We start from the raw sequence: 19901 nt of genomic DNA on the forward strand, positions 1-19901 counted from the left end.
GCTATAGAAAGTATTGCTTCCACACTGTAAGAATAAATATAGAGAGGAAGCAATGTTCCTTAAAAATTAAAAGTTTAACTTATTACGAATATCATCCAAACACAAATTATCAATACTACCCACATGCGTATGTTTTTTAGAGGTATTTGGAGTATAGGTTCCGTTGTTTACTTCCCCACCAATTTTTTGGTAGGCTTCTCTAAAACTCATTCCGTTTTCAACAAGCGTATTGATATTGTCTACTGTGAATAGATATTTGTATTTTTCATCCTGTAAGTCAATATCTTTTACAATAACTTGCTGAATAGCGTAATCAAAAATATCTAGTACATCTTTTAACTCTTCAAAAGCATTGATGATATTTTCTTTTAATAACTGATAATCTCTATGATAACCACTTGGTAAATTGTTAGTGATTAATAAGGCTTCTGTATATAAAGCTTGAATTTTATTGCATTTTCCTCTAATCAATTCAAACACATCAGGATTCTTTTTATGCGGCATAATACTACTACCTGTAGTCAATTCATCTGGGAAAGAGACAAAATCAAAATTCTGACTCATGTACAGGCAAATGTCCATCGCAAAACGAGCTAAAGTGTTACTCACACTTCCTAATGCCATGGTAAGTGTACGTTCACTTTTTCCTCTACTCATTTGTGCAGCAACCACATTGTATTTTAAGGTTTCAAAGCCTAGTTCTTTTGTGGTGAATTCTCTATCAATAGGAAAAGAACTACCATATCCAGCAGCAGAACCTAACGGATTTTGATCTACTGTTTTTAACGCTGCATTAACCATGTACAAATCGTCAATTAGCAATTCAGCATAAGCAGAAAACCATAATCCAAACGAAGAAGGCATTGCAACTTGTAAGTGAGTATAGCCTGGTAATAGCTTGGTTTTGTATTGCTCTGCTAGCTGTAATAATGTATTAAATAGCGTTTTTGTTTTGTTGGAAATCGATTGTAGGTTGTCTTTATAATACAATTGTAACGCCACCAAAACCTGATCGTTTCTTGAACGTGCGGTATGTATTTTCTTGCCAACATCACCATACATTTTAGTCAATTCAAACTCAATTTTAGAATGTACATCTTCAAATTGAGCATCAATTATAAAAGTACCGTCTTCAATTTGCTGTTGTAACGTAGCAATTCCAGTAGTTAATTGCTCTAATTGTTCCACAGTAATAATACCAATGGATACTAACATTTTAGCATGTGCTAATGATGCTTGCAAATCATACGGAGCGATGTGTGTGTCGATTTCTCTATCATTTCCAACAGTGAAATGTTCTATTTTTTTATCTATGGATAAACCTTTGTCCCAAAGTTTCATATTCTTAGTTTTTTATTTATCACCTCGAACGTATGTGAGAGGTCTTAAAGTTATTAGTAACTCATTTTTTTGAGATTCCTCCTCGTACCTCGTTCGGAATGACGGTTGTTTTAGAGCCAAGAGAATAGACCGCTTCGCTGTTAGAGCAAAGACTTATCTATAGGTCTTTGTTCTTGACTCTTTTTATTGTTTGTTGTCATTTCGACCAGAGGGAGAAATCTTAAGTATGTTTGTTACTCTTTTTAATGAGATTCCTCTCTACCGTTCGGAATGATGGTTAGTTTGTTGTTTTGTGCTAGTAGCTAAAAGCCAATGGTCAGCAACCAACAACTGCCTACCGAACTACTTTTCCCAACAACTGTATATACAATTCAATTCCTTCTTCAATTTCCTTCAGATAAATAAACTCATCAGCGGTATGTGAACGTGTACTGTCTCCAGGACCTAATTTTAACGACGGACAACTCAACACAGCTTGGTCAGATAGGGTAGGAGAACCATAGGTTTCTCTTCCTAAAGTAATACCTGCTTGTACTAATGGGTGTTCCACTGGAATAGATGAGGAGTTTAAATGCAACCCTCTAGGCTGAATTTTACAAGGTGCGTTTCGCTTTAAAAAGTCACTGATTTCTTGATTGGTATACTTGTCGTTTACACGAACATCGATTACCAATTTTACTTCGGAAGGAACAGCATTGTGTTGTTTTCCTGCATTGATTTGTGTTACCGTGAGTTTTACATCTCCTAAAGTTTCTGATGTTTTTTCAAATTCAACATCTTTAAACCACTGCAATACTTTAATAGTGTTATAAATAGCATTATCGTGATTCGGATGTGCTGCATGACTAGGGGTTCCTTTTACCTCAGCATCAAAAACGACCAAACCTTTTTCAGCAATAGCTAAATTCATTAAAGTAGGTTCTCCTACGATAGCTACATCAATCTTTGGTAAAGTTTTTAGTAATCCGTTTAAACCGTTAGGGCCACTGCTTTCTTCCTCGGCAGTTCCTGCAAAAACAAGGTTGTAAGTCAAGTTTTCTTTTTGGTAGAAGTGGGTGTAGGTCGCCAATAACGAAACTAAACATCCACCAGCATCATTACTACCTAACCCGTAGAGTTTGCTATCTTCTACAATAGCTTTAAACGGATCTTTGGTATAGCCGTTATTAGGTTTTACCGTATCGTGGTGCGAGTTGAGTAATAACGTAGGTTTGTTAGCAACAAAATGCTTGTTTATAGACCATACATTGTTCTGGGTTCTGGTATACGGAATATTGTATTCTTGAAACCAGTTTTCTAACAGTTGCGCGGTTAGGTCTTCTTCCGAAGAAAATGAAGGCGTTTCTATTAGGTTTTTTAATAGGTTAATGGCATTTATAGTAAGTTCTTGTATCGTCATAATGTTAATGAGGTGTGTTTAATCGTTGGATTGAATACCATATCGGTATTACCTATATGTACTTTATGTACATTGTGTTGTAAGACGTGAAAACAATTGTCTAGCTTTGGAAGCATTCCTTCAAAAATAACACCGTTAGTTTTTAATTGTGTATAAGTTTCAGTATTGATGTGTTCAATTACTGAGTCATTGTTGTCAATATCGGTTAATACTCCTGACTTTTCAAAACAGTAATACAATTCTGTATTAAAATGTGCAGATAAACCTATAGCAATTTCTGAGGCTATGGTATCTGCATTTGTGTTCAATAACTGTCCGTTAGCATCGTGCGTAATGGCACAAAACACAGGCGTTACTTCGTTATTAATTAATACGATTAGTATTTGCGGATTTACGGTAACAACGTCGCCTGCAAATCCATAATCAATAGGTTTTACAGGACGTTTTACAGATACAATCGTATTTCCGTCAGCTCCCGTAAAGCCTACAGTATTGGTGTTGTGCGCTTGTAACTGTGCTACAATTTGTTTGTTAATTTTTCCAGCATATACCATAGTAATCACGTCTAAAGTTTGTGTATCAGTTACACGTCTGCCTTCAATCATTGTTACCGGAATGTTGAGCTGACTGGCTAGTTCAGAAGCTAATTTTCCTCCACCATGAACCAACACTTTCGGACCTTTTAACTGAGCGAAATTAGCTAAGAAATTGTTCAAAGTTTTTTCGTCGTTAATAATGTTTCCGCCTATTTTAACAATCTTTATGGTTTTCATAATTCTCCTAAAATTTGTTGTAAAATTATTTGAGCAGCAAAGGTTCTGTTGTTGGCTTGTTCAATAACAAGAGAATTCTCACTATCTAACACAGCATCTTCAGCTACCACATTTCTTCTAATAGGTAAACAGTGCATAAATTTAGCAGTACCTATTTTTTCCTGAGTAATCATCCAGTTGGGGTCTTCGTTCAGTATTTTACCATACTCATTAAACGAACTCCAGTTTTTAGAATAGATAAAATCGGCATTCTCAAAAGCTTTTTCTTGATCGTATTCGATAGGAAACTGTTGCGTGATTTCTGGATCTAGCTCATATCCTTTTGGATGGGTAATTACAAAATTAACCTCCATTTTATGCATCATGTGTACAAATGCATTAGCTACAGAATGAGGCAAGGCTTTTGGATGCGGCGCCCATGATAGTACTACTTTTGGTTTACTCACCGTTTTAGCTTCCGTAATGGTAATCGCGTCTGCCAACGCTTGTAACGGGTGGTCAGTAGCACTTTCCATATTCACAATAGGCACTGTGGCATATTTAACAAAACTGTTGAGTACTGTTTCAGTTCTGTCTTTTTCCTTGTTTTCTAAAGAAGGAAAAGCCCTAACCGCAATAATGTCGGCATATTGAGAAATCACTTTAGCAGCCTCCTTAATATGTTCCGAAGTGTTTAAGTTCATTACAGTTCCATCTTCAAACTCCATGTTCCAAGTATTGGTAATGTTTAATACACTTACTTGCATTCCTAAGTTTTTAGCTGCTTTTTCAGTACTTAATCTAGTACGTAAACTAGCATTAAAGAATAGCATAACTAGGGTTTTGTGTTGTCCTAAATCAGCAAACTGATAAGGGTTCTTTTTTAATTGAATTGCTTTTTGAATGGTATCTGAAAGATTCTCAATATCGTTTATAGTGGTATATTTTTTCATGATTATTTTGGGTTGATTGTCTGTTTGACAATCTTTATGTGGTTATTACATCATCCCGAAGCTTCGGGATTGGTAATAAGGTTGTTAATATGCTTCATTATTAATTGTGTTGTTGTATATAAAAAGCTTTTCCGTGATTTTAGTTGTTGCATAGGTTATTTTGTTTTGAATTGTTAATAGTTAGATTGCCACGCTTTGCTCGCAATGACGTTATAATGAGGAGCGGTAGCGACGTGGTTATCTCATGAAAACTAACTATTCAGAATAAATTTCATTGTTAAGTTCTTTTTTAAGGCGATGATAAATGCATCTACATGTTCCTTTTGTAAGGTTAAGGAAGGTAAAATTCTAAGTAGGTTAGGATTTTTAGCACTTCCCGTAAAAACATGCTGATTGAATAATAATGATTTTCTTAAGTTGGCAATAGGAAAATCAAATTCCAAACCTAACATTAAGCCTCTTCCTTTTACAGCTTTTAGTTGTGGAATGGTTGAAATTTGTTCGATAAAGTAGGTGGAAACTTCCTGTACATTTTTCATCAACTGTTCTTTTTCTATAGTGTCAAGGACTGCTAAAGAGGCAGCACAAGCTAAATGGTTACCACCAAAGGTAGTTCCTAACAATCCATGTGAAGCTTGTATACTCGGATGAATTAAAATTCCACCTACAGGAAATCCGTTCCCCATTCCTTTTGCCATAGAAATAATATGTGGCGTAATTCCATGCTTTTGAAAAGCAAAAAAATCACCTGTTCTACCAAAACCGCACTGAATTTCATCAGCAATAAGCACGGTGTTGTATTGTTGGGACAAGTTTTCCAATCCTTTATAAAAAGCTGTTGAAGCTTCGTCTAATCCTCCAATGCCTTGAATGGTTTCAATAATAATGGCGCAAACATCATTGTTCTGTAAAGCCTTTTCAACACCTGCTAAATCTTCAAACTCTAAAAAGATAACCTCTTGTTGTGCATTGATAGGTGCTATGATTTTTGGATTGTCTGTAGCAGCCACCGCAGCAGAAGTACGCCCGTGAAACGAGTTTTTAAAGGCAATTACTTTTTGTTTTCCTGTGTGAAAAGAGGCTAGTTTTAAAGCATTCTCATTAGCCTCAGCTCCCGAATTACATAAGAATAACTGATAGTCTTTACAGCCCGATAGTTTTTCTAGCCGGTCAGCCAATGCAACCTGTAACGGATTTTGAATGGCATTGCTGTAAAAGCCTAGTTTACTTACTTGCTCGCTAACATTTTTTACATACGTAGGGTGTGAGTGCCCGATAGAGATTACAGCGTGTCCGCCATATAAATCTAAATATTTAGTGCCTTTATCGTCATATACATATACATCGTTGGCAGTAACTGGAGTAATATTATATAAAGGATATACGTCAAATAAACTCATTAGTTTTCTTTTTTTATGGTGTTAATTTTGTTGAATGAAGCAACCATTCCCTGTATTAAAGCAGCACTTAAACCTTTGTGTTCCATTTCATTCAAACCTTCAATAGTACAACCTTTAGGAGTAGTTACTTTGTCTATTTCTTCTTCAGGATGATTTCCTGTAGCGATTAATAAGCTGGCAGCACCTTCGCTGGTGTGCATCGCTAATTCTTGTGCTTCTTTGGCATCAAAACCTAGCTGAATAGCTGCCTGTGTGGTAGCACGTATCAAACGCATCCAAAAAGCAATACCGCTGGCGCATACTACGGTAGCAGCTTGCATTTGACTTTCTGGAACTACCATTGAAGTACCTAATTGATTGAAAATAGCTGTAGCCGTTTGTAAGTGTGCTTTTCCTTGAGTATTACTACAAATACAGGTCATAGACTTGCCCACAGCAATAGCCGTATTAGGCATAGCTCTCATAATAAAGGAATTAGAACCGATAAGACTTTCCATTTTTTCTATAGAAAATCCAGTAATGGTAGAAATTAGGATATGCTTATCAGTAAGTACAGAAGCAATTTCTTTTAAAACGCCTTCAAAGTGCCTAGGTTGCACCGCAAAAATGATGATATCTGACAGCGCAATAGCTTCCTCGTTATTAGAAGTTATAAAAACACTCGGGGTATTTTTAAATTCATTTAGCTCTTCCGTATTTCTTTTAGTTAAGAAAAGCTGTGTAAACGAGTTGTTTTGTATCAATCCTTTAGCGATTGATTTTCCTAAATTACCTGTTCCTATAATTGCTATTTTCATCTGAAAAAGTTTAGTTTATATTTTTATATGATTCACTTCTTTAAATAAAGTTATTCATCTTGGTTTACCTAATCCCTCTGCGAGGGTTAAAAATAATTAGCTTTTAGTTGTAATCCTGTATCTTCTTGAAAACCAAACATCAGGTTCATGTTCTGAATTGCCTGCCCAGAAGCTCCTTTTAATAAATTATCAATAACACTGGTTATTAGTAATTTATCTTCGTGTTTGTGCACATGAATTAAACACTTATTGGTATTGACGACTTGTTTTAAATGTAGCTCTTGGTCTGCCATATGCGTAAAAACAGCATCTTTATAATACTCTGTATATAATTGTTTCGCTTCGTCTAAGGTTCCCTCATAATGAGTGTATTGCGTAGCGTAAATACCTCTGGAAAAGTCTCCTCTGTTAGGAAGAAATAACACCTCCGATTCAAAATTTGATTGAAGCGTATGTAAGGTTTGATTGATTTCTCCTAAATGTTGATGCGTGAAAGGTTTATAGTAGGAAAAATTGTTGTCTCTCCACGTAAAATGCGTAGTAGAAGATAATGAAGTTCCTGCTCCAGTAGCACCAGTAACCGCATTGATATGCACATCATCTTGTAACAAACCTGCATTGGCTAAAGGTAGTAACCCAAGTTGAATAGCGGTAGCAAAACAACCTGGATTGGCAATATAAGAAGCGTTTTGTATGGCTTCTTTTTGAAATTCAGGTAAACCATATACAAACTCTTTTCCTTCAAAGGTACTGTCTGCTTCCAGTCTGAAATCATTTCCTAAATCGATAATTTTAGTGTGATTTGAAAAGGTATGTGTTTCTAAAAATTGTTTAGAATTTCCGTGTCCTAAACATAAGAACAGTACATCTACTGCTGTATTAATTTCATTGGTAAATGCTAATTCAGTGCTTCCTACCAAATCCTGATGTACATTCGCTATCTTATTACCAGCATTAGAAGTGCTATAAACAAAATTAATAGTCGCTTTTGGATGTTGTAACAAAAGCCTAATTAACTCTCCTGCTGTATAACCAGCACCTCCGATGATTCCTACTTGTATCATAATTTAGCTATTTACTTGTTGATATATCTTATTCTGATTTCCTAATAATTTGATGAAGCCTTTAGCATCTTCTGCAGTCCATCCTTTGTTTAGTTCACCGTAACTACCAAACTTGGCATTCATTAAATCGTGAGGAGAATCAATTCCATCTAAGGTAAAGTGATACGGTTTTAGCGTCACAAACACGTCGCCGGTAACCTTAGCTTGGCTATTTGTGAAGAAGGTTTCCATGTCTCTCATCACAGGGTCTAAATACTGACCTTCATGAAGGTGCATACCATAAAAACTTGCTAAATATTCTTTGTGTTGCAATTGCCATTTGGTTAAGGTGTGTTTTTCTAACAAATGATGCGCTTTGATTGTGATTAACGCAGCAGCAGCTTCAAAACCAACTCTTCCTTTAATTCCTACTATGGTATCTCCTACATGAATGTCTCTACCAATTCCGAATTTTGAAGCTAGGGCATTCAATTGCTCAATGTTTTGTACAGGAGCTTTTTCGTCATCATTAATAGCCGTTAATTCACCCTTTAGAAAAGAGAGTTTTACTTGTTCAGGTACTGTTTTTGTTATTTGAGAAGGGTAGGCGTGTTCTGGTAACGGGTGTTCTGAGGTTAAAGTTTCTTCGCCTCCTACACTGGTTCCCCATAAACCTTTGTTGACAGAATATTTAGCTTTTTCCCAAGACAAATCAATACCGTTACTTTTTAAATACTCGATTTCTTCCTGTCTTGAAAGCTGTAAATCTCTAATAGGAGTTATGATTTCAATTTCAGGAGCAATCGTTTGAAAAATCATATCAAATCTCACTTGATCATTTCCAGCACCTGTACTACCATGCGCAATATAGCTAGCACCAATACTCTTAGCATAGTTTACTATTTCTATAGCTTGTATAATTCTTTCGGCACTTACAGAAAGTGGATACGTATTGTTCTTTAACACATTACCAAAAATTAAGTACTTAATTACTTTGTTGTAATAATCAGTTACTGCATTGATGTTTTTATAGGTTGCAGTACCCATTGTGTAAGCGTTGTGCTCAATCTTTTTAATTTCTTCTGAAGAAAATCCGCCAGTATTCACGCTAACTGCATGAACTTCATATCCTTGTTTTGATAAGCTTACTGCGCAGTACGAAGTATCTAATCCGCCACTGTAAGCAATTACTAATTTTTTCATTTTTTGTCTTTTTTTAGGAAGATGGTTTCCTTAATTCTTTTTAGTCTTTGAAAGACTTTCTCCTTAACTTTTACGTTTTGAGTTTTTTTGTTAGGATCGTATAACATACCAGTACACAAACACATTTTTTGCTGAGTACGTTGTAAAACATCATAGTTTTTACAGGTTTGACAACCATTCCAAAAAGATTGATCTTCTGTAAGTTCAGAAAAAGTAACGGGTTTATAGCCTAATTCGCTATTCAGTTTCATTACGGCTAAACCAGTAGTAATACTAAATATTTTGGCATTAGGAAACTTGGTTCTAGAATGCTCAAAAACTACTTTTTTAATTTTTTTGGCTAAACCTATACCTCTGTAATCTGGATGCACAATTAATCCAGAGTTCGCTACAAACTTACCATGGCTCCAAGCCTCGATATAACAAAAGCCAGCGAACTTGTCTCCGTCTAGCGCTATAACAGCATTGCCATTTTCTAGTTTTGTAATAATATATTCTGGTTTTCTTTTGGCAATTCCTGTACCTCTAACCAGCGCAGCCTCGTCAATAGTTTGACAAATAATTTCTGCATACTTACTATGCGATTGATCAGCAATAACAACTCTCATTGAAATTGATTTTAAATATATTTTTTGTTAATAATCCTTGGTTTGAAAGAAGAACCGGACGCACCTGAGTTCCCAAAAAAGTAGCACCCTTACGGGCGACGTCGGATAAAAGTAGGTCGTACAATAACTGCGTTATTGAAAATAATAACACTAATTAGTAACGATATAAAAATGTAAATGATTGAAATCACAGATAAAAAAATAAATTATACAATACTCAGTTTAGGGAAAAAGGAAGACTAGCGTCGGTTGTAAGACCGCACTAAAAAACTGGGTATATTGTTGTATATTTTATTTGTTTTCATGATGCAGCAAATCTATAAAATAAATTTTGATAAATGCTAAATAAAAAATAAAAATTTTCGTAAACACAAGTAAAACAGTAGGTTATAAGGTGTTTTTTGGTAGTGTGAAATAAAAAAATCAAAAAAATATTAGGATAACTAAAAAATAATTTTAAATATTTGTGACATCAAATGAAGAAACAAGTATTAAATATCATTTCTATTATTATTGTCATTGTGATTATTTCACAAGGATAAGGAAGTGGTATTTTATTATTAAATTATATAAATTTTGAAAAGGCTTCCTAAATTTTAGGAAGCCTTTTTTAGTTGCAAAAAACATGAATCAATTTTTTAACATCGTGGTAATTATTATTGTCATTATTAGCTCTCCACCGAGTTGATACAGATAGTTTTTGCCTATAAGGAAGCCTGTATCTAACTCTAGATACAGGCTTTTTTTATTCCGTGAATATCATAAGGTTAAAAAGTTAAATTATTGATTTTTAATTGATTGTATTTTTTAAAGATAAATTAGAAATCATTAAAATATTGAAAAACAAAAAATAGAATAAAAACCAAAAAATAATTTTGAACAGCAAAACAACTGGAAAATGTATTACAACGAAGAAACAGTAATTTATTACAACGGAGAATTTATCAAAGCCACAGACGCAAGCGCTAACTTGTATAGTCAAAGTTTACACTATGGAAATGGGGTTTTCGAAGGTATTAGAGCATACAATACTAACGAAGGAGCGAAAATTTTTAAGCCATATGAGCATTACAAAAGGCTAAAGTACGGAGCAGAAGTCATGAATATTCAATTGGAGTATTCAGAAGAAGAACTAACGCAAATTACTTACGAATTGTTAGAACGTAATGGTTTGAAAGATGCTTACATCCGTCCGCTAGTCACTACAGGATCAGACATGAGTTTGTTAACTTCTAAAGAAACCAACTTAGTTATTCAATGTTGGGAGTGGGGTAAGTATATGGGAGATAAATTACTACGTGTAAAAACGTCTTCGTTCCAACGTCCGAATCCGAAGTCATGTTTTGTAGAAGCTAAAGTAACAGGGCATTATATTAATTCAATACTATCAACGAACGAAGCAAAAAATAACGGTTATGACGAAGCATTGTTATTAGATATGAATGGTAATGTAGCAGAGTGTTCAGGAGCTAACATTTTTATGGAGAAAGAAGGGAAACTATATACACCACCTAGAGGCCATATCATGGCAGGTATTACACGTGCTACGGTAATTGAGTTATGTGAAGAAGAAGGAATTTCTGTAGAAGAAAAGCATTTCACTTTAGAAGAATTAAAAAATGCAGACGCTTGCTTTTTCACAGGAACAGCAGCTGAAGTAGTAGGGTTACAATCGCTAGACGATTATCAATTTCCACTAGCGTGGGAAAAATCATGTGGACACAAACTAATGAAATTATATAAATACGAAGTATTAGGCTTACGTCAAAAACGAAAAGCAAGCTAACATGGAACTAAACAAATTTAGTAAACAAGTAACGCAAGACGACACTCAACCAGCAGCTCAAGCGATGTTGCATGCCATAGGATTGTCAAAATCAGATTTGGAAAAACCGTTGGTAGGAATTGCAAGTACGGGGTACGAAGGAAATCCGTGTAATATGCACCTAAACGATTTAGCAAAATTGGTGAAAGAAGGAACCGAAAATGCAGATTTAGTAGGATTGATATTTAATACCATAGGTGTTTCCGATGGAATTTCTATGGGAACACCAGGGATGCGTTATTCTTTACCTTCTCGTGATGTCATTGCCGATTCTATGGAAACGGTAGTGCAAGCGATGTCGTATGACGGATTGGTAACCGTAGTGGGCTGTGATAAGAATATGCCAGGAGCCCTAATGGCAATGCTACGTTTAAACCGTCCTTCAGTTTTAGTATACGGGGGAACTATTGCGTCTGGGTGTCATGAAGGAAAAAAGTTAGATGTTGTATCCGCTTTTGAAGCTTGGGGAGAGAAAGTTGCCGGAACAATTACAAAAAAAGAATATCAAAGTGTCATAGAAAAAGCATGCCCGGGGGCAGGAGCTTGTGGAGGAATGTACACCGCAAATACTATGGCGTCGGCAATTGAAGCTTTGGGTATGAGTTTACCTTACAATTCATCTAACCCTGCGATTAGCAACGACAAAGAGCAAGAATGTGTCAATGCAGGAGAAGCGTTACGGGTATTACTTGAAAAAGACATCAAACCATCAGACATCGTTACTAAAAAATCGTTGGAAAATGCAGTACGATTGGTAACAGTTATGGGAGGTTCTACCAATGCAGTATTACACTTTTTAGCGATAGCAAAAGCAGCTGATGTGCAGTTTACTTTGGAAGATTTTCAACGTATTTCAGATGAAACTCCATTCTTAGCCGATTTAAAACCTAGTGGAAAATACCTAATGGAAGATGTACACAAAGTAGGAGGTACACCAGCAGTTTTAAAGTATTTGTTGGAAAAAGGGTTGTTACATGGAGATTGTTTAACCGTAACAGGAAAAACTTTAGCTGAAAATTTAGCATCGGTTCCTAGTTTAACAGAAGGACAAGATGTAGTAAAACCATTAGAAACTCCTATTAAAGCTACAGGTCATTTGCGAATGCTCTACGGAAATTTAGCAAAAGAAGGTTCTGTAGCGAAAATAACAGGAAAGGAAGGATTGTATTTTTCAGGAAAAGCAAAGGTTTTTGAAGGAGAGTATGAGGCTAATGACGGAATACGAGATGGTAAAGTTGAAAAAGGAGACGTTGTGGTAATTCGTTATGAAGGTCCTAAAGGAGGACCTGGAATGCCAGAAATGTTAAAACCAACAGCTGCTATTATGGGAGCAGGATTAGGTAAAGATGTTGCTTTAATTACAGATGGTCGTTTCTCGGGAGGAACCCATGGATTTGTAGTAGGTCACATCACACCAGAAGCCCAAGAAGGTGGGGTAATCGCTTTGGTAAAAGATGGAGATACTATAACTATTAATGCAGAAACAAACACGATTCATGTTGATGTTTCAGAAGATGAATTAATCAAAAGAAAACACGAATGGACAGCGCCACCTTTAAAAGTAAAAAGAGGAGTGCTATATAAATATGCAAGAACAGTAGCATCAGCATCTAACGGATGTGTAACCGACGAATTTTAACACTTGTACTATGGAAACAAAAACGAAACAACAAACAGAACTAGAAAAAAAACAGAGAGTAACCATTACAGGTGCAGAAGCTGTAGTAAAATGTTTATTAGCAGAAGGAGTCGATTTATTATATGGGTATCCAGGAGGAGCTATCATGCCCGTATATGATGAGCTGTATAAATATCAAGATAAATTGCACCATGTATTAACACGTCACGAACAAGGAGCTACACATGCAGCACAAGGCTATGCTAGAGCTACAGGTAAAGTAGGAGTAGCTATAGCAACTTCAGGTCCAGGTGCAACCAACTTAATTACAGGTATTGCCGATGCGCAGATAGATTCTACGCCAATGGTATGTATCACAGGACAAGTAGGAGCACATTTATTAGGTTCTGATGCTTTTCAAGAAACGGATATTGTGGGAATTTCAACTCCAGTAACGAAGTGGAATTATCAGATAACCAAAGCGAGTGAGATACCTGAAGTAATAGCAAAAGCATTTTACATCGCTCGTTCAGGAAGACCAGGACCTGTGTTGGTTGATATCACCAAAAATGCGCAGTTTGAAGAATTTGATTTTGAATACAAAAAATGTACTTCGGTTCGTAGTTATCAACCTGTTCCGAGTATGAATATCCAAAGTGTTGAAGCAGCTGCTGAGTTGATTAACAATGCGGAAAGACCATTTGTAATTTGGGGACAAGGAGTAATACTTGGAGAAGCTGAAGAAGAATTTAAAACATTTATAGAAAAAGCAGGAATTCCATCGGCAAGTACTTTGTTAGGTTTATCAGCTTTACCAACAAAGCATCCTTTGCATGTAGGTATGGTAGGAATGCATGGTAATTACAGTCCAAATAAATTGACCAATGAATGTGATGTGTTGATAGCCATCGGAATGCGTTTTGACGATCGTGTTACAGGGGATTTAAGTCGTTATGCTAAACAAGCTAAAATAGTTCATTTTGAAATAGATCCTGCGGAAGTAGATAAAAACGTAAAAACAGATGTAGCTGTTTTAGGAAACGTAAAAGAAACCTTAGCGGCAGCACTTCCTCTTTTAGAAGAAAAATCACACAAAGAATGGTTGCAAGAGTTTCGAAATTTAGATGCGGTAGAGTTTGATAATGTGATAAAAAATGATTTGTTTCCAACGAAAGAAGGATTAACGATGGGAGAGGTTATCAAGCAAATAAATGAAGCCTCTAAAGGAAAAGCCATTGTAGTTACCGACGTGGGTCAACATCAAATGATAGCAAGTCGTTATGCAGAATTCAACCAATCAAAAAGCAATATTACTTCGGGTGGATTAGGAACTATGGGGTTTGCCTTACCTGCTGCGATTGGTGCTAAAATGGGAACTCCAGAGCGAGAAGTAGTAGCTGTGATTGGTGACGGAGGTTATCAAATGACTATACAAGAACTAGGAACGATTTTGCAAACCAAAGCAGCGGTTAAAATTGTAGTACTGAATAATGAATTTTTAGGAATGGTACGACAATGGCAGCAGTTGTTTTTTGACAAACGATATGCTTCTACAGTAATGACAAACCCTGATTTTGTTGCCATTGCTAAAGGATATCATATAGCAGCTAATAGAGTTACTAAAAGAGAAGAATTAGCAACAGCTGTTCAAGAAATGATGCAATCCAAAAAAGCCTATTTCCTAGAAGTTTGTGTAGAAAAGGAAGATAACGTATTTCCAATGATTCCAACAGGGGCATCTGTATCTGATGTTCGATTAAAATAAGAAAATATGAATACAAAAAACACCTATACAATTTCAATTTATACAGAAAATAATGTTGGATTGTTAAACAGAATATCAGCAATATTCCTACGAAGACATTTGAATATAGAGAGTGTTAACGTATCAAAATCTGAAATTAAAAGTGTGTCTAGATTTACGCTTTTAGTGAAGGTTACTGAGGAACAAGTTAAAAAAATCATTGGTCAGATTGAAAAGCAAGTAGAGGTAATTAAAGCTTTTTATCATACGGATGAAGCAACAGTTTACCAAGAGTCATGCTTGTTTAAATTAAGTACAGACTTACTTATTCAAAATGATGAAATTCAAACAATCATTAACCAAAGTAAATCAAGGGTAATTAATATAAACAAAAACTTTTTTGTTCTTGAAAAGTCCGGAACCAAAGAAGAAGTAGAAGAACTATATCACATTTTAGATAAGCATGGTATCATGCAATTTGTTCGGTCTGGTAGAATAGCTATTACGAAAGATGAAATGCCAGTATCAAAATTATTACAATTAATAAAAGCATAAACAAACAACACAAATACAATAGAAATGAAAAATTATTTCAACCAATTATCACTTAGAGAACAATTAGAACAGTTAGGAAAATGTAGATTCATGAATGCTGAAGAATTTTCAGAAGGAACTACAGCATTAGAAGGCAAAAAAGTGGTAATTGTAGGATGTGGAGCACAAGGACTGAACCAAGGGTTAAACATGCGCGATTCAGGGTTAGATATTTCATACGCATTACGAGAAGCAGCCATTAAAGAACAACGTCAATCATATAAAAATGCAACAGAACACGGTTTTGAAGTAGGTACCTATGAAGAGTTGATTCCTACTGCTGATTTGGTTTGTAATTTAACACCCGATAAACAGCACACACAGGTGGTAAATGCAGTAATGCCATTAATGAAATCAGGAGCGACTTTATCCTATTCTCACGGATTTAATATTGTTGAAGAAGGCATGCAGGTACGTAAGGATTTAACCGTAATTATGGTTGCACCTAAGTGTCCTGGAACAGAAGTAAGAGAGGAATATTTGAGAGGGTTTGGAGTGCCAACATTAATCGCAGTGCACCCAGAAAATGATCCTGAGAATAAAGGACTGGCACAAGCAAAAGCCTATACATATGCAACAGGTGGTCATAAAGCAGGAGTGTTAGAATCATCGTTTGTTGCAGAGGTAAAATCAGACTTAATGGGAGAGCAAACCATCTTATGTGGAGTGTTACAAACGGGATCTATTTTATCATTCAATAAAATGGTTGAAGAAGGAGTAGAGCCAGCGTATGCTTCTAAACTCATTCAATATGGATGGGAAACCATTACAGAAGCATTAAAGCATGGGGGAATTACGAATATGATGGATCGTTTATCGAACCCAGCAAAAATTAAAGCTTATCAACTTTCCGAAGAATTAAAAGAAGTGTTAGCTCCATTATTTAACAAACACATGGATGATATCATGTCAGGACACTTTTCAAAAACTATGATGGAAGACTGGGCAAACGATGATGTAAATCTATTAACATGGAGAGCGGCTACTGGAGAAACACAATTTGAGAAAACTGCCGCTACTTCTGAAGAAATTTCAGAACAAGCCTATTTTGATAAAGGAACTTTATTAGTTGCTTTTGTAAAAGCTGGGGTAGAATTAGCTTTTGAAACGATGGTGAAATCAGGAATTATTTCAGCATCGGCATACTATGAATCGTTACACGAGTTACCATTGATTGCCAATACTGTAGCACGTAAGAAGTTGTTTGAAATGAACCGTATTATTTCTGATACTGCTGAATATGGATGTTACTTATTTGATCATGCTGCCAAACCATTATTGACTGATTTTATGAAATCGGTAAATACTGATGTTATTGGAAAAGAATACAGTGCTACCAACGAAGTAGATAATCTTGAATTAATTAAAGTGAATAAAGCAATTCGTAATCATCCTATTGAAAAAGTAGGAGCAGAATTGCGAGAAGCAATGACGGCTATGAAGGTAATAAAAACCAATGTCAGTCAAGAAGAACCTGTTTTAGCATAATCGTATGGAAGTTCAAAAAGAAACTTATTTTCCTAAATTAACAGCAATACAACAAGCTGCTGCAACTTTAAAAGAGGTTGTGGCAGTTACCCCGCTGCAAGAAAACTTCAATTTATCTAGACAATTTAATGCCAATATCTTTTTAAAAAGAGAAGATTTACAACAAGTTCGTTCGTATAAAATTAGAGGGGCTTACAATAAAATAAGCTCATTAACAGAGGAGGAGTTAACTAATGGAATTGTGTGTGCCAGTGCAGGAAATCATGCACAAGGAGTTGCCTTGGCATGTAGAAAAAAAGAAATTTTTGGAACCATTTATATGCCTGCACCAACACCAAAACAAAAGGTAGAACAGGTAAAAATGTTTGGGGGTGATTTTGTAGACATTCGATTGATAGGTGATACGTTTGACGATGCTTATAAGGCGGCAAAATTATTATCGGATAGTTTGCAAAAAACATTTGTACATCCTTTTGATGATGAAAAAATTATTGAAGGTCAGGCAACTGTGGGCTTAGAAATTTTAGAGCAATCACAACAACCTATCGATTATGTTTTTGTACCTGTAGGTGGTGGTGGATTGGCTTCTGGTTTATCAAGTGTTTTTAAATTGTTGTCTCCAAAAACAAAGATTATAGGAGTAGAGCCTGCGGGGGCACCATCAATGAAAAAATCCTTAGAAGAAAACAAAAACGTTATACTAGAAAACATAGATAAATTTGTTGATGGAGCGGCAGTACAGAAAGTAGGGGAGTTGACCTACAAAATTTGTCGAGAAAATTTATCAGATATGATTACCGTTCCTGAAGGAAAAGTGTGTCAAACTATCTTAGAAATGTATAATAAAGAAGCAATAGTGGTTGAACCTGCTGGAGCTTTGACGATAAGTGCACTTGATTTTTATAAAGAAGAATTGAAAGGTAAAAATGTAGTATGTGTTATTAGTGGAAGTAATAATGATATCACTCGTACGGCCGAAATAAAAGAACGAGCATTGTTGTACAGTAAATTGAAACACTATTTTATCATTCGTTTTCCTCAGCGTGCAGGAGCTTTAAAAGAATTTGTAGCTGAGGTATTGGGAGAGAATGATGATATTACTTTTTTTGAATACTCTAAAAAAACCAATAGAGAAAATGGTCCAGCTGTTGTTGGTATAGAATTAGAGAAAAAAGAAGATCTGCAACCATTAATTCATCGAATGAAACAACGAAACTTTTATGGTGAATACCTAAATGATAAACCTAATTTATTTGAATTCTTAGTGTAATATTAATGAGACTGTCTAGAGTGTCATTTCGACCTAAGGGAGAAATCTTTTGAATATTTGTACTCATTTGCAAGAGATTCCTCCTCGTACCTCGTTCGGAATGACATTGTTTTAGACAGTCTTATTTTTGACCAAGATATACCCAATGGTCATTTTCTTTACAAAAAATTGAGTTTTCGTGAATCACATCGATATTGCTATTTTCCATAAAAAAAGCTTTAAACTCAACAGTGGTTTCTGTTGTGTGAAGTACTTCTAGCTTTATCCAATTAACAGTTTTTGTCCAAGCTAAAATTTCTCTCTTTTCACGCTTAGAAGGTCTGGTACTGCTATGGTGACTTTTTTGTAAATAGTCAATATTTGCTAGTACAAAAGCACTATATCTTGAACGCATTAAAGCTTCAGCTGAGGTAACTGAATGAATGTTTTGATGTGCTTTTTGACAGCAATCACGATATTGTTTGCTAGGGTTACATGGACACTGCATAATGTTAATTGATTAATTCGGGTTGTTCTTGTACTCTAAAGCAACGTTCTTCTCCTAGAAATAGAGGGTTTCCATGTTTTTCAGACCAAAATCCGTCTAAAATATCTTTAGAAAGACAAGAATACACTGCTACACCTTTGTAGATAGTGTTATCATCGCCCGTGTAGTTAAAATTGATAGCTAAAATATTATTTTTAAAGAAGCCAGTTCCAAATTGTTCCTGTTCGTTGTTAATTAACCATTTGGCAACTATTCTGTTGTTTTCGTCAAGGGTTAAAGAAAGTGTTCCTTTGTAAGTGTTAGTATTTTCGTCTTGGTTGCTACCAATAATGTTGTAGGTTCCTATTAAATCTTCTATCGTCATGAATCTTCATTAAAAATGCAAAAATAAGAATAAATTAAGTGGAGGTTATAATTAGCTTAACACGATAATATTTTGTATATTTTCAAGTGTTTTACACTAGCTATCAGTACTATGGAGTTTATAGATTATTATAAAATTTTAGGGGTAGACAAAAATGCTTCACAAGATGCTATAAAAAAAGCCTATCGTAAACTAGCAAGAAAGTACCACCCAGATACAAATCCAAATGATGAGGAAGCGAAAAAAAAGTTTCAGCAAATAAATGAAGCAAATGAAGTATTGAGTAATCCAGAAAATCGAAAAAAGTATGATGAGTATGGAGAGAATTGGCAACATGCGGAAGCTTATGAAGAAGCCAAAAAGCAACGAGGTTATCAAAGTGGATTTGGTGGCGGAGGTTCTTACCAGCAATATTCTTCTTCTTCTGGTTTTGAAGGAACTGATTTTTCTGATTTTTTTAATGCAGCTTTTGGAGGAGGAAGAACTGGTAGACGGTCAACACAATTTAGAGGGCAAGATTTTAATGCCTCTTTACAATTAAACTTAAAAGATGTCTATACTTCACAAAAACAAGTGCTTACTATAAACGGTAAAAAGATACGAATTACGATTCCGGCAGGGGTAGAAAATGGGCAAACGATTAAAATAAAAGGACATGGAGGAGAAGGGATTAATGGAGGACCTAAAGGAGATTTATATATCACTTTTGAAATTATTCCTGATGCTCGTTTTAAGCGAGATGGAGCTAATTTATACACAGAGCAAACTATAGATTTATATACGGCAGTATTAGGAGGAGAAGCAGTGATTGATACTTTTGTTGATAAGGTAAAACTTAAAGTAAAATCGGGAACTCAGAATGGAACCAAGGTTCGGTTGAAAGGAAAAGGATTTCCGAAGTATAAAAAAGAAGGTCAGTTTGGTGACTTATATGTTACTTATAAGGTGGATATTCCAACTAATTTAACAGATGAACAGCGCGATTTATTTGCAAAACTCTCTAAATTAAAATAAA

At 35.3% G+C, this 19901-nt stretch carries 18 protein-coding genes; 7 read left to right on the top strand and 11 right to left on the bottom strand.

Annotated elements, in window-relative coordinates; genetic code table 11:
- Window positions 1–66: 66 nt before the first annotated feature.
- The 9 genes from argH to ACQY6M_RS14500 form a co-directional block, all read right to left on the bottom strand.
- Entirely contained in the window at window positions 67–1341 is a 1275-nt protein-coding gene (gene argH / locus ACQY6M_RS14460; RefSeq protein ID WP_428741107.1) for an argininosuccinate lyase, read from the bottom strand.
- Window positions 1342–1675: 334 nt separating this feature from the next.
- The gene (locus tag ACQY6M_RS14465; protein WP_428741106.1) at window positions 1676–2740 is read right to left on the bottom strand and encodes a M20 family metallo-hydrolase; all 1065 of its coding nucleotides are present in this window, start codon (window positions 2738–2740) and stop codon (window positions 1676–1678) included.
- Window positions 2737–3513 (bottom strand): acetylglutamate kinase, encoded by a 777-nt coding sequence (gene argB / locus ACQY6M_RS14470; RefSeq protein ID WP_428741105.1) that lies wholly within the window; start codon window positions 3511–3513, stop codon window positions 2737–2739. The genes ACQY6M_RS14465 and argB overlap by 4 nt, the downstream gene beginning before the upstream one ends.
- Complete coding sequence (locus ACQY6M_RS14475; protein WP_428741104.1) at window positions 3510–4445, bottom strand: acetylornithine carbamoyltransferase; 936 nt, start codon at window positions 4443–4445, stop codon at window positions 3510–3512. Before ACQY6M_RS14475 ends, argB begins: the two co-directional genes overlap by 4 nt.
- A gap of 251 nt (window positions 4446–4696) precedes the next feature.
- Window positions 4697–5845 carry an aspartate aminotransferase family protein gene (locus ACQY6M_RS14480; RefSeq protein ID WP_428741103.1) on the bottom strand — a complete coding sequence of 383 codons (1149 nt, stop codon included), beginning with the start codon at window positions 5843–5845 and terminating at the stop codon, window positions 4697–4699.
- A complete protein-coding gene (gene proC, locus ACQY6M_RS14485) occupies window positions 5845–6642 on the bottom strand; it encodes a pyrroline-5-carboxylate reductase (RefSeq protein ID WP_428741102.1) in 798 nt (265 codons plus the stop codon). Before proC ends, ACQY6M_RS14480 begins: the two co-directional genes overlap by 1 nt.
- An 86-nt stretch (window positions 6643–6728) precedes the next feature.
- Entirely contained in the window at window positions 6729–7706 is a 978-nt protein-coding gene (gene argC, locus ACQY6M_RS14490) for an N-acetyl-gamma-glutamyl-phosphate reductase (RefSeq protein WP_428741101.1), read from the bottom strand.
- A 3-nt stretch (window positions 7707–7709) separates the two neighbouring features.
- On the bottom strand, window positions 7710–8888 hold the full coding sequence (locus ACQY6M_RS14495) for an argininosuccinate synthase (protein ID WP_428741100.1): 1179 nt from the start codon (window positions 8886–8888) through the stop codon (window positions 7710–7712).
- A complete protein-coding gene (locus tag ACQY6M_RS14500) occupies window positions 8885–9496 on the bottom strand; it encodes a GNAT family N-acetyltransferase (RefSeq protein WP_428741099.1) in 612 nt (203 codons plus the stop codon). Before ACQY6M_RS14500 ends, ACQY6M_RS14495 begins: the two co-directional genes overlap by 4 nt.
- Window positions 9497–10394: 898 nt before the next feature.
- On the opposite strand from ACQY6M_RS14500, the gene ACQY6M_RS14505 reads away from it, so the two are divergent.
- Genes ACQY6M_RS14505 through ilvA form a run of 6 tightly spaced genes read left to right on the top strand, consistent with a single transcriptional unit; the run spans window position 10395 to window position 18035 of the window.
- Complete coding sequence (locus tag ACQY6M_RS14505; protein ID WP_428741098.1) at window positions 10395–11282, top strand: branched-chain amino acid transaminase; 888 nt, start codon at window positions 10395–10397, stop codon at window positions 11280–11282.
- 1 nt (window position 11283) lies between these two features.
- Entirely contained in the window at window positions 11284–12960 is a 1677-nt protein-coding gene (gene ilvD / locus ACQY6M_RS14510) for a dihydroxy-acid dehydratase (RefSeq protein ID WP_428741097.1), read from the top strand.
- 10 nt (window positions 12961–12970) lie between these two features.
- Window positions 12971–14704, top strand: a complete 1734-nt coding sequence (gene ilvB / locus ACQY6M_RS14515; protein ID WP_428741096.1) for a biosynthetic-type acetolactate synthase large subunit — start codon at window positions 12971–12973, stop codon at window positions 14702–14704.
- Between the two features lie 6 nt (window positions 14705–14710).
- Window positions 14711–15238 carry an acetolactate synthase small subunit gene (ilvN, locus tag ACQY6M_RS14520; protein WP_133535472.1) on the top strand — a complete coding sequence of 176 codons (528 nt, stop codon included), beginning with the start codon at window positions 14711–14713 and terminating at the stop codon, window positions 15236–15238.
- 24 nt (window positions 15239–15262) lie between these two features.
- On the top strand, window positions 15263–16765 hold the full coding sequence (ilvC, locus tag ACQY6M_RS14525) for a ketol-acid reductoisomerase (RefSeq protein WP_428741095.1): 1503 nt from the start codon (window positions 15263–15265) through the stop codon (window positions 16763–16765).
- A gap of 4 nt (window positions 16766–16769) precedes the next feature.
- The gene (gene ilvA, locus ACQY6M_RS14530; protein WP_428741094.1) at window positions 16770–18035 is read left to right on the top strand and encodes a threonine ammonia-lyase IlvA; all 1266 of its coding nucleotides are present in this window, start codon (window positions 16770–16772) and stop codon (window positions 18033–18035) included.
- A gap of 121 nt (window positions 18036–18156) precedes the next feature.
- Here the strand turns inward: ilvA and ACQY6M_RS14535 are convergent, their stop codons facing one another.
- Together ACQY6M_RS14535 and ACQY6M_RS14540 are read right to left on the bottom strand one after the other, a co-directional pair.
- On the bottom strand, window positions 18157–18522 hold the full coding sequence (locus tag ACQY6M_RS14535; RefSeq protein ID WP_428741093.1) for a YchJ family protein: 366 nt from the start codon (window positions 18520–18522) through the stop codon (window positions 18157–18159).
- A gap of 4 nt (window positions 18523–18526) precedes the next feature.
- Window positions 18527–18886: a hypothetical protein gene (locus ACQY6M_RS14540; protein ID WP_428741092.1), complete on the bottom strand. Its 360-nt coding sequence runs from the start codon at window positions 18884–18886 to the stop codon at window positions 18527–18529.
- A 111-nt stretch (window positions 18887–18997) separates the two neighbouring features.
- Here ACQY6M_RS14540 and ACQY6M_RS14545 point away from each other — a divergent pair, with 111 nt between their 5' ends.
- On the top strand, window positions 18998–19900 hold the full coding sequence (locus tag ACQY6M_RS14545) for a DnaJ C-terminal domain-containing protein (protein WP_428741091.1): 903 nt from the start codon (window positions 18998–19000) through the stop codon (window positions 19898–19900).
- Window position 19901: the final 1 nt, after the last annotated feature.

It is taken from the genome of Tenacibaculum sp., assembly GCF_050290165.1.
Classification (GTDB): Bacteria; Bacteroidota; Bacteroidia; order Flavobacteriales; family Flavobacteriaceae; genus Polaribacter.